The organism is Clostridium sp. Marseille-Q5894 (assembly GCF_946902305.1).
Lineage (GTDB): Bacteria > Bacillota_I > Bacilli_A > Erysipelotrichales > Coprobacillaceae > Thomasclavelia.
On sequence record NZ_CAMPPT010000006.1, the window covers coordinates 49598 to 61262 of the forward strand.

The window sequence follows — 11665 nt, forward strand, 5'->3', positions numbered from 1 at the left end:
TTTATTATAAAACAGCAGCTTAAATATGTATATTAAAAAAATCTTAAATCATTGTTTTTGACGATAAAAAAAGCTAGAATTGAATTCTAGCTTATAATTCTTCAAACCTTCTAATCCCCCATGTATTTAATAAATAATAAAGACCCAAATCAATAATAACAAATATAACTAATAGCATATTTACATACATTTTAGCACTCATAAAATCACTAAAGAAACCAATATAACAAATACCTATCAAGATTACTAAAGCCATTGTTGAAAATAACGTTATCATAATTGAAGCACTTTGCTTTACAACAACTGTTTCATTGACCCAATCAAACTTTGGTTTCCATAAGTTCACTAACAAACCAAATAACGCTTCAAAGATCGTAAAAACAACAGGGACAATTATCACAATTAAACAATCAATAATATTTAATGAAAAGACGATACTTCCAATAATTGAAAATAATAAACCTGGGGGAATACATAAAGCTAAATGTAATGCTACCTTACTTTCTAGAATATCTTTTGTTTTGATTGGTAGTGATTTAATGATCCATAAACGATTCCCTTCTAAAGAAATTAAAGCTGCGCTAATTATATTCATAGAACTTGTGGCAATAACGGCAATCGATAACAAAGGAACAATAAACTCATTTATCATACTTCTATATTGTCCTGGAATAACCTCTAACATATCTAATAATTCTGCTCCTTTAATAAGCAGTGCTCCGGCCAATACAACCGTAAAAGCAATTCCTAAAGCAGCATTCAACATTACCATTGGATTAGAGGTAAAATGTTTTAATTCCCGCTTAAATAATGCCATTTTTTGATTAGATGTTTTAATATCAGAATCTTTTAGTTTAACTTTTTTAGATATCGGTTTACTTGTTGCAATACTAATAAAATTCTTTGAAAGTAAATAAATCACTAATGCAAATGGTAATAAGACACAAAGTAAATATAATATTAGACTAACTGCACTTGTTTTACTAATTGCAATTGACAAATGATAAATTGGAAATAAAGTATTTCTAATTGCTTCACCGATAGTTTTCCCATTAGCAATCAATGAGATTAAATAATCTGGTAATTTATTGATTACATAGAAATATAATCCTAAAAAACCTAAGGAAATGATCATTGTAATAATCGTTTTATTTCTAATTTTTTTCATGATCATTGCCATCAGCCAGCCAAAGATACATGATAAAGTCAATGCCAATAAGGGTAAAGTAATAATAACGATGATAAAAAACAATAATTTAATAATATCAAAAGGTATTTGACCAAAATAAACAATAAAACATGGTAAAGCCACTAAAGCTTCATAAACATAATTAATAATCAAAACTACAAAGATCCGACTAAGTAAAATATCTTTTGTTTTGATCGGCATCGCTAAGAGCAGTTCATTATCCTTAGCCCCATATATTTCTTGTTGTGTCGTAAAAACACTGCCAATGAAACACAATAAAACAACCAAAACTGCCATGATTCCAAAATATAGCCATTCAAAGCCGATCATTGTAAAAGGTTTTAAAATCTGATCAAACATATAACCAAACATCGTTCCAAATATAAGTGCTATATAAGCCAGGATAAATAACATCAAAACTATTTTACCAGCAGTAATTTTTTGTTTTTTACTACCTTTCATTGAACGCATAAAGATTCCCTGTAATCGAATCTTAATTAATGATTTAAGCATTTTCATCCTCCAATTCTAAAAATACATCTTCTAAAGATTCATTTCCAATGACTTCTTGAGTATTTCCAGATATGACAAGTTTACCTGCTTTAATAATCGCAATTTTATTACAAAGCTTTTCAGCAACTTCCAAAACATGAGTAGAAAAGAAAATCGCCCCACCTTGATCACATATTTCTTTCATCAAACCTTTTAATAAATGTGATGCTTTAGGATCCAAACCAACAAAAGGCTCATCCATAATAATTAATTTAGGATCATGGATCAAAGCTGAAATAATCGCTAATTTTTGTTTCATTCCATGTGAGTATGCACTGATCGGTTCTCCCAAAGAGTCACTCAACTCAAACATATCCCCATATTTTTTTATTTTCATCTTACGATCTTCTTGACTAATACCATAAACATCACTAATAAAATTTAAATACTTAATACCAGTCAAATATTCATATAAATCAGGATTATCAGGAATATACGCCATAATCGCTTTGCAAGCAAGAGGATCTTTCTTAATTGATTTACCATCAATATAAATATCTCCCTGGTCAAATTCCATAATACCTACAATAGATTTTAAAGTTGTTGTTTTTCCAGCCCCATTATGACCAATAAAACCGTAAATCTGTCCCCTTTCTATATGCAGTGATAAATTATCTACTGCCTTTTTACTTCCAAAAGTTTTCGTTAGATTTTCAATTCTTAACATTTTGATCTCCTCGTTTCATAAATAAATTATTTTTATTATTTATATTATTATAGTAGCTCTATATCCATATAATTGCAAGATATTTTATAATTATTTAAATCCAAAAAATATCCTGTAAAATAATTACAGGATAAAACAAATCTTTTAAACTGAATTTACATGTTCCTTTATTAAAGCATAGATTACCGATAAGACTGGAACACTAAATAAAACGCCAACAATTCCCCATAAACCACCACCAACAGTAACGGCAAACAAAACCCAGATCGATGGAAGACCAACTGACGATCCCACAACTCTTGGATAAATCAAATCACCTTCAAGCTGCTGTAAAACAACTAAATAAATGATAAAAAACACTGCCTGCATCGGATCGACCGTCATGATCATAAACGCACCGATTCCCCCGCCAATAAAAGCACCGACAATTGGTACAAATGCAGTTATTCCAACTAAAGTTCCTACCATTGGAGCATACGGGAATCCTAGTATCTTCATTCCAATTGCACATAAAGAGCCTAAGATGATTGCTTCGATCGTCTGACCAATAATAAAATTCGTAAAAGTTGTTCGTGATAATCTCGCAATCTTAACTAATTTTGCAGAAACTTTTGCAGGTAGATACGTCTTTATTAATTTATGAGATTGTCGTTTTAATGTCTCTTTGCTCATTAAAATATAAAAGGCAAACACAAATCCTACAACCACATTAACAATGCTGCTCATTAGGATTGAAAGAATATCAACTGTTGACCCTAAGACTCCTGTAAATCCCACTTTTAAAGCATTACTAAATTCTTTTGTAATTGCGTTCAAATCAATGTTATTTAATAATTCTTCTAACCGTGGTGAGATTCCACCATTGCTTTTACTCCATTGCTGCAGATCTTCAAATACTTCTGGTAAACTTTTGACAATCAGCTTTATCGCACTAGATATTTCAGGAATAACAAGATTTATTATTAATGTTAAAACCCCAATCAATATTAACATCGATAAAATAATGCTTATAATTCTTTTACAACGATCAAACCATTTTCCCTTAAAAAACATTTTTAGTAATTTTTCAACTCTGATCATTAAAACATTTAAAATAAAAGCAATGATAAAGCCAATAATAAAAGGCATGATTACTGATAATAAGTTATTAAAGGTCGCAAAAATTATTTCATAATTATTAAGTCCCCAATAACAAATTATCGCAATTAAGACTATTTTTAAGATTTTTTGATAATCCAGCTTATTTTCACTCATAAAGATCCCCCTATTTATACTGTATACTTTATTTTATTACTGTTGCTCAAATATGAACATCCAATAAAATTATCGCATAATTGCGATAAAATATTGCAATTATTTTTTCTATAGTTTATGATAATGATAATTTAATAGTTATTATAAGGGGGATTAAATGATGAAAGAAAAAGTTGTTCTTGCTTATTCCGGGGGACTTGATACTACTGCTATTATTCCTTGGTTAAAAGAAAATTATGATTATGAAGTTATTTGCTGCTGTATCGATGTTGGACAAGCTGATGAGTTAGATGGCTTAGAAGAACGTGCAAAAGCATGTGGTGCAACTAAACTTTACATAAAAAATGTCGTTGATGAATATGTTAAAGATTATATTATTCCAACTGTCCAGGCTGATGCTGTATTTGAATATAAATATTTATTAGGTACTGCTACTGCAAGACCATTGATTGCTAAAGTATTAGTTGATGTAGCGCGTCAAGAAGGTGCGACTGCAATATGTCATGGAGCAACTGGTAAAGGTAATGATCAAATTCGTTTTGAACTAGGAATCAAAGCATTAGCTCCTGATTTAAAGATCATTGCTGCTTGGCGTGATCCTAAATGGACGATGGATTCAAGAGAATCTGAAATCGAATATTGTAAAGCTCATGGAATTAATTTACCATTCTCTGCAGATTCTAGTTATTCACGTGATCGTAATATTTGGCATATTTCACATGAAGGACTAGAACTTGAAAATCCTGAAAACACACCAAATTATGATCATTTATTAGTTTTATCAACAGCACCAGAAAAAGCACCTGATAAAGCTGAACATGTTCAAATCGAATGGGAAAAAGGTGTTCCTGTTAAGTTAAATGGAAAAGAAATGCCTTTAACTGCTATTCTTGAAGAATTGAATGAACTTGGTGGTAGACATGGTATCGGAATCGTTGATATCGTTGAAAACCGTGTTGTAGGAATGAAATCACGTGGTGTGTATGAAACACCAGGTGGTACTATTTTAATGGAAGCTCATCGTCAGTTAGAAGAATTAGTATTAGATCGTGAAACTTTAAAATATAAACGTTTAGTTTCTGTGGAATTTGCTGAATTAGTATATGCTGCTAAATGGTTCTCACCATTACGTGAAGCTTTAACTGCTTTTGTTGATAAAACTCAAGAAGTTGTTAGCGGTACTACTAAGTTTAGATTATATAAGGGAAATATTATCAAAGAAGGTACAACTTCTCCATATTCTTTATATGATGAAGATATTGCTAGCTTTGCAACAGGTGATTTATATGATCATCATGATGCTGAAGGATTCATTACTTTATATGGTCTTTCAACTAAAGTTAGAGCAATGAAATTAAATAATAAAAAATAAAAAAGGGCTTTAGCCCTTTTATTATACAGGAGGTAAGAAAATGAATTTATGGGGTGGCAGATTTACCAAACCAACTAATCAATTAGTCTATGATTTTAATGCATCGATTGAATTTGATCAAACTTTTTATCAACAAGATATTCAAGGAAGTATTGCTCATGTAAAAATGTTAGCTAAACAAGGCATCTTAACTAAAGAAGAAGGTAACCAGATCGAAACTGCTTTAAAGCAGATCTTAGCAGATATCGAAAGTGGAAAACTTGAAATCGATAATTCACAAGAAGATATCCATAGCTTTGTCGAATCTACCTTGATCGACCGAATTGGCGATACAGGTAAAAAATTACATACTGGTAGAAGTAGAAATGACCAGGTTGCTTTAGACATGCGTTTGTATACTCGTGATCAGGTTGTAATGTTAAATACATTGGTTCACAATCTTTTAACAACGATCAATGATCTTATGAAAGAACATTTAGATACGATCATGCCAGGCTTTACACATTTACAAAAAGCACAACCAATTACTTTAGCTCATCATCTTGGTGCCTATTTTGAAATGTTTAAACGCGATAGCAGCCGTCTTGAAGATATCTATGATCGAATGAATATATGCCCATTAGGTTCTGGAGCTTTAGCAGGAACAACTTATCCGTTAGATCGTAATTACACTGCTGAATTATTAGGGTTTGATGGTCCTTGTTTAAACAGTATCGATGGTGTTAGTGATCGTGATTATTTAATTGAATTATTAAGTGCTATGGCTACCATGATGATGCATATGTCAAGAATCAGCGAAGAAATTATTATTTGGAATACTAATGAATACCAATTTGTGGAATTAGATGATACTTTTTCAACTGGGTCATCAATCATGCCACAAAAGAAAAATCCTGATATTGCGGAATTAATTAGAGGTAAGACAGGTAGAGTTTATGGTGCTTTAACTAGTCTGCTTACAACCATGAAAGGTATTCCATTAGCTTATAATAAAGATATGCAAGAAGATAAAGAACTTGTTTTCGATGCTTTAACGACTACTAAAGGCTGTTTACAATTATTAAATGATATGTTGAAATCAACAACTTTTAATAAAACAAAAATGCGTAAATCAGCAACTGGTGGTTTTACTAATGCTACTGACGCTGCTGATTATCTTGTCAATAAAGGTGTACCGTTTAGAGATGCTCATGGAATCATCGGACGTCTAGTTCTTTATGCAATTGATCAAAATAAAGATTTAGATGATTTAAGTATTGCTGAATTTAAAGCTATTTGTGATGTTTTTGATGAAGATATTTATGAAGCAATCAGTGTTGAAACATGTGTAAATAAGCGTAATACAATTGGTGCTCCTGGTATTAAAGCAATGAAAGAAGTAATCGCTTTAAATGATAAATATTTAAATAATAGCATGGGGTTAAAATAATTTAACCCTTTTTTCTTACAATTTTCTTAAAAAAACACGATAAATTTGTCTTTTTAAACAAAATAGGCTAAGATGAAAAGTGAGGTGATATTATGGCTTACAATATCTTAGTAGTTGATGATGAACAATCAATTGCTGATTTAGTTGAATTATATTTACAAAACGAAAATTATCATGTTTTTAAATACTATCACGGGCAGGATGCTTTGGACAGTTTACAAAAAAATCACTATGATCTTGCCATTTTAGATGTGATGATGCCAGATCTTGATGGTTTTAGTTTATTAAAAGAAATTCGTAAAGATTATTTTTTTCCCGTGATCATGTTGACAGCAAAAAATAATGATCTTGATAAGATCAATGGTTTAACATTGGGAGCTGATGACTATATAACTAAACCCTTTAATCCTTTAGAGTTAGCTGCGCGTGTCAAAACCCAATTAAGACGCTATCTTCGTTATAATACTAGTGAAACGACACCCAACCAGCAAATATACGATTTCAATGGTCTAATGATCAATAATGACAATCATAAATGTACTTTATACGATCAGCCTTTAAATCTTACTCCTTTAGAATTCTCAATTTTATGGTATTTATGTAGTAAAAAAGGCAGTGTGGTAACATCAGAAGAATTATTTGAAGCTGTTTGGCAGGAAAAATATCTCGACAACAATAATACCGTCATGGCCCATGTAGCTAGATTGCGAGAAAAAATGCACGAAAATGCTCGTAAACCTAAATTTATCAAGACTGTTTGGGGAGTGGGTTATACAATTGAATAATTCTCATTTCAAAAAAAGTTTAACGGCTAATCTTTTAAAAAAAATAGCTGTTACAATTGGGATATCGATCATTACTTTTATTATCCTATTTGTTTATTCTTATGAAGTCTATCATCAATATGTTTGGCAAGAATATGATCTGGTTTATCAGTTGGCTCAATTGATCAAAGATAACTTACCAGTTATATCGATCAGTCTTATTGCTCTTGATACTATCATTATTTTTTGGCTTCGATACCGAGAATCCTTACAGTATATCGAAAAGATGTTAGAAGCGGGAAAAATACTTGTAGAAGATAGCGAGCGATTAATCAGTCTTCCTTTTGAGCTTAAAGAAATAGAGGATCAAATGAATCAAATCAAAAAAGATTCATTAAAAAACAGAGCTGCTATTAAACAGGCTGAAAAGCAAAGAAATGATTTATTGTTGTATTTAGCTCACGATTTAAAAACACCTTTAACATCAATTATTGGCTATTTAGATTTATTAAAAAGCCAAACTAATTTATCTTTAGAAGAAAAAAGCAATTATACAAAAATTGCTTATGATAAATCGCTTCGTTTAGAAGAACTGATCGAAGAATTCTTTTTGATCGCTAAATATAATTTAAGCGATATCACGTTAGATAAACAGCAAGTAAATTTATCAATCATGCTAGCACAAATATCATATGAATTCATGCCTTTATATCGAGAAAAAAATCTTGAATGTGTTAATGAGATCGAAGATAATTTAATTGTATCGATCGATATAAACCAATTTGAACGTGTTTTTGATAATCTTATTCGTAACGCCATCAATTATAGTGATAAAGATTCAAAAATTAATATTAGTGCTAAAAAAGAAAATGATCATATTATCATAAAATTATCAAATTCTGTTAATTTTGTTGATAAGAATAAATTAAATCATATTTTTGAACCCTTTGTCCGTTTAGACGAATCACGAAGCAGTAAGACCGGTGGTTCTGGATTAGGGCTAGCGATAACTAAAAAGATCATCGAACTCCATCATGGGACAATTCGTGCTGATTTAAATAATAAATTAATTATCTTTACAGTTAAATTACCATTGTAAGAAATTTGTAAGAATTTCTTTAGTAAATGTCAATACATAACCTATTTTATCTTGTTATGATAACAATATAGAATAGGTTTTTAGATTGGAGGTAATATTTATGGCATTAAAAAAACCACATCTATCCAATTTTGTCCTGGGGTTTTGTTCTCTGATTTATTTTTGGATGTTAATTAAGATCATTTTACTTAAAAATGGTTTTACTAATCAAGGTTATAAAATAAATTTTATATTATTTGATTTTATTAACCAGTATTATGATCATGGATTAAGCCAAACTTTATTGATTAATATTTTAGGAAATATCGCATTATTTATTCCTCTAAGTATTATTTTATTAAATTATTTTAAATCCCTTACTTACAGTAATGTTATTTTTACAAACTTTATAACTAGTCTATCATTTGAATTAATTCAATTAGCAACAGGATGGGGAGTTTTTGATGTTGATGATATTTTTCTAAACACTTTAGGTGGTATTATCGGTTTAGTCATATACCATTTAATTACTCACAAAAAACGTAGTAAATTACCTTCAGCAATATTTCTCGTTAGTTTTGGCATGATTGGTTATCTTTCACTTCATGAGTTCTATCCTGTTCTATTACCATCATTTATACTATAAAAAGGAGCTAAAATTATGGAAAAATTATCTATTAAAGAAAAAGCAATCATCGTTATCATTCTTGGAGCAATTGCCATCTTTTCAATTGCTATTAAATACTATTCAATGACATTATGAAATTAAAAAAAGCACCTGCATTTATTTGCTTTATTCTTGTTCTAGCAATTGGCTATCTAGGTATTCAGATAGTTCCTCATTTCTTATATGATAATAACAATGATTGCCCTCAATATATCGAAGAATTTGTCAAAAATAACCCTCAGGCAATAGAATTAAAAACAAATTATCAAAGCGAAGAAAACGACGATCCGATCACTTTAGAAATCAATGATAAGATCCCCTTATTTATCCAGTGGGATAAGCGCTGGGCATATACTCCCTATGGTGATGAAATCATCGGAACTGCTGGCTGTGGTCCTACCTGTATCGCGATGGTAGCTGTCGGTCTTACTGGCAATACTGATTACAATCCTCGTTTTGTTGCTAAATATGCTAGTGAAAATGGTTATTTAGAAGGCAGTAAAACAACCTGGACTTTTATGGAAAAAGGATGTCAAGCTTTTAATTTAAAAGCCTCAGCCGTTCCCTTGGACAAAAATTCTATGATCAATCAACTAAATCAAGGAAATCCCATTATCTGTAGTGTTAAACCAGGTGATTTTACAACAACCGGGCATTTTCTAGTAATAACTAAAACTATTGATGGTGAATTCTATCTCAATGACCCCAACAATAAGGAAAACAGTCAACGTTCATGGACATATGAAAGACTTGCATCACAAATAAAAGCGATGTGGTCATACTCTCTTATATAATAAAATTGGGAGTGTAAAATAAAGTGTGTAAGTAAGTAATATGTGTTATATTACTGCTACACACTTTTCTTATTATCAAAATTAAAAATATGGAGGTTAATGAAATATGGCAAGAATAAAAAGAGATCCAAAAACAGTAGCTTTGGCTCAACAAATTATTGATACTTATAATCCACAATCAGCACAGGATATGGATGAAGCTTTAAAAGATATTTTTGGACCATTATTTGAATCAATGCTTCAGGGAGAAATGAACAACCATCTTGGTTATGCATCTAACAGTAAAGAAGAAAAAAAGACATTAAACAGAAGAAATGGTTATTCTCCTAAAAAAATAAAAACATCAAGAGGAGAATTAGATATTAATATACCTAGAGACAGGGAGGCATCTTTTGAACCGCAAATTATTCCTAAGAGAACGAGAGATGTTTCGGACATTGAAAATAAAGTCATCTCAATGTATGCAAAAGGAATGTCTCAAAGAGATATATCAACCACAATTGAAGATATCTATGGATTTTCGGTTTCTCATGAAATGATTTCCGATATAACCGATGCTATCATTCCTGAACTGGAAAACTGGCAAAACCGACCACTATCTCAATGTTATGCATTCTTGTTTGTTGACTGTTTATATGTGACAGTAAGAAATGATTATGAGGTAAAGGAATATGCTGTATATGCTGTTTTAGGCTATGACATCAATGGAAACAAGGAAATACTGGGGTTATGGTTAAACGAGACAGAAAGCAAGCATAAATGGATGCAGATTTTTGATGAAATCAAAGCGAGAGGTGTGGAAGATGTTTTCTTTATATCTATGGATGGTGTTAGTGGACTTGAAGATGGTGCGAAAGCAATATTTCCCAATGTTGTGGTACAAAGATGTATTGTCCACCTTATAAGGAATTCTATTAAATATGTCCCAAGCAAGGATTATAAGCGATTTACACAATCATTGAAAAAAGTTTATGGAGCTCCTAGTTTAAAGGCGGCCAAAAACGCATTTGAAACATTCAAGAATGAGTGGAAACAATATCCGGGAGCAGTTGATGTATGGGAAAGGAACATTCATCATGTAGAACAGCTGTTTGATTATGGATCAGCCATCAGAAAAGTTATGTATACAACCAATGCAATTGAAAGTGTCAATTCAAGTTTTAGAAAGGTCATAAAAAAAGGAGCATTTCCAAATGAGACAGCGGTATTAAAAGTGTTATATTTAAGAGTTCTTGAATTATCGAAAAAATGGTCAGGTGGGCGTGTATCAAATTGGGCAATGGTTATGAATCAATTAATGATGGATGATAGATTTTCAACAAGAATCCAAAAATATTTAGAAAAATAAAATGACCTATATATACTCGATATAAGTCATTTCTATAGTTCTTTGACAATTTAATAAAATTACTTACACAAATTTCTTGACATTCCCTCGATATAAGTCATTTCTATAGTTCTTTGACAATTTAATAAAATTACTTACACAAATTTCTTGACATTCCCATAAAATTTCAACAACACAGCATTTAAAATCTGCTGTGTTTTTTATTCTTTTCATAAAATACTACAATTCAACTAATTATTTATTATGTGCGCTGTAATAATCGTATAACTAGATGAATTAATCGTTATTTTAAGATTATCAACTTCACAGTACCAGTTTTTACCTTGTCTATAAATATTACAAGTTTCTTTCAAAACTTTATTTTTACAATATTCAACTACATCAATTTGATCTATTTTTAAATTTCTTTTAATTCTCTCAATTCCCATTTCCGTCGTATGAATTTTATCAATATTATCTAACAATATTTTTCTATCTTCCATTATTTTATCCTCCTATAAATTTCGATTTATTATGACATAATATATTTCATCCCATAATAAAAGTCAACC

General features: G+C 30.5%; 11 protein-coding genes. 7 read left to right on the top strand and 4 right to left on the bottom strand.

The window, feature by feature from the left end; genetic code table 11:
* Positions 1 to 91 precede the first annotated feature (91 nt).
* The 3 genes from OC535_RS10000 to OC535_RS10010 form a co-directional block, all read right to left on the bottom strand.
* Positions 92 to 1702: a permease-like membrane multi-spanning protein gene (locus tag OC535_RS10000; RefSeq protein WP_498823727.1), complete on the bottom strand. Its 1611-nt coding sequence runs from the start codon at positions 1700 to 1702 to the stop codon at positions 92 to 94.
* Positions 1695 to 2408 carry an ABC transporter ATP-binding protein gene (locus OC535_RS10005; RefSeq protein ID WP_227053780.1) on the bottom strand — a complete coding sequence of 238 codons (714 nt, stop codon included), beginning with the start codon at positions 2406 to 2408 and terminating at the stop codon, positions 1695 to 1697. Before OC535_RS10005 ends, OC535_RS10000 begins: the two co-directional genes overlap by 8 nt.
* A gap of 144 nt (positions 2409 to 2552) precedes the next feature.
* Positions 2553 to 3662, bottom strand: a complete 1110-nt coding sequence (locus OC535_RS10010; protein ID WP_027089571.1) for an AI-2E family transporter — start codon at positions 3660 to 3662, stop codon at positions 2553 to 2555.
* Between the two features lie 160 nt (positions 3663 to 3822).
* On the opposite strand from OC535_RS10010, the gene OC535_RS10015 reads away from it, so the two are divergent.
* The 7 genes from OC535_RS10015 to OC535_RS10045 all read left to right on the top strand — a co-directional run bounded on the left by OC535_RS10015 (position 3823) and on the right by OC535_RS10045 (position 11114).
* Entirely contained in the window at positions 3823 to 5034 is a 1212-nt protein-coding gene (locus tag OC535_RS10015; RefSeq protein ID WP_024721280.1) for an argininosuccinate synthase, read from the top strand.
* Between the two features lie 40 nt (positions 5035 to 5074).
* Positions 5075 to 6463 carry an argininosuccinate lyase gene (gene argH, locus OC535_RS10020; RefSeq protein WP_024721279.1) on the top strand — a complete coding sequence of 463 codons (1389 nt, stop codon included), beginning with the start codon at positions 5075 to 5077 and terminating at the stop codon, positions 6461 to 6463.
* Between the two features lie 92 nt (positions 6464 to 6555).
* Positions 6556 to 7248: a VanR-ABDEGLN family response regulator transcription factor gene (gene vanR, locus OC535_RS10025; protein WP_024721278.1), complete on the top strand. Its 693-nt coding sequence runs from the start codon at positions 6556 to 6558 to the stop codon at positions 7246 to 7248.
* Positions 7241 to 8326: a sensor histidine kinase gene (locus OC535_RS10030; RefSeq protein WP_498823728.1), complete on the top strand. Its 1086-nt coding sequence runs from the start codon at positions 7241 to 7243 to the stop codon at positions 8324 to 8326. Before vanR ends, OC535_RS10030 begins: the two co-directional genes overlap by 8 nt.
* A 100-nt stretch (positions 8327 to 8426) precedes the next feature.
* Complete coding sequence (locus OC535_RS10035; protein ID WP_027089568.1) at positions 8427 to 8951, top strand: VanZ family protein; 525 nt, start codon at positions 8427 to 8429, stop codon at positions 8949 to 8951.
* Between the two features lie 113 nt (positions 8952 to 9064).
* Complete coding sequence (locus OC535_RS10040) at positions 9065 to 9766, top strand: C39 family peptidase (protein WP_024721276.1); 702 nt, start codon at positions 9065 to 9067, stop codon at positions 9764 to 9766.
* Positions 9767 to 9872: 106 nt separating this feature from the next.
* Positions 9873 to 11114, top strand: coding sequence for an IS256 family transposase (locus OC535_RS10045; protein WP_498822983.1), 1242 nt, complete (start codon positions 9873 to 9875; stop codon positions 11112 to 11114).
* 230 nt (positions 11115 to 11344) lie between these two features.
* Here OC535_RS10045 and OC535_RS10050 read toward each other — a convergent pair whose 3' ends face one another.
* Entirely contained in the window at positions 11345 to 11596 is a 252-nt protein-coding gene (locus OC535_RS10050; protein WP_027089567.1) for a DUF3781 domain-containing protein, read from the bottom strand.
* Positions 11597 to 11665: the final 69 nt, after the last annotated feature.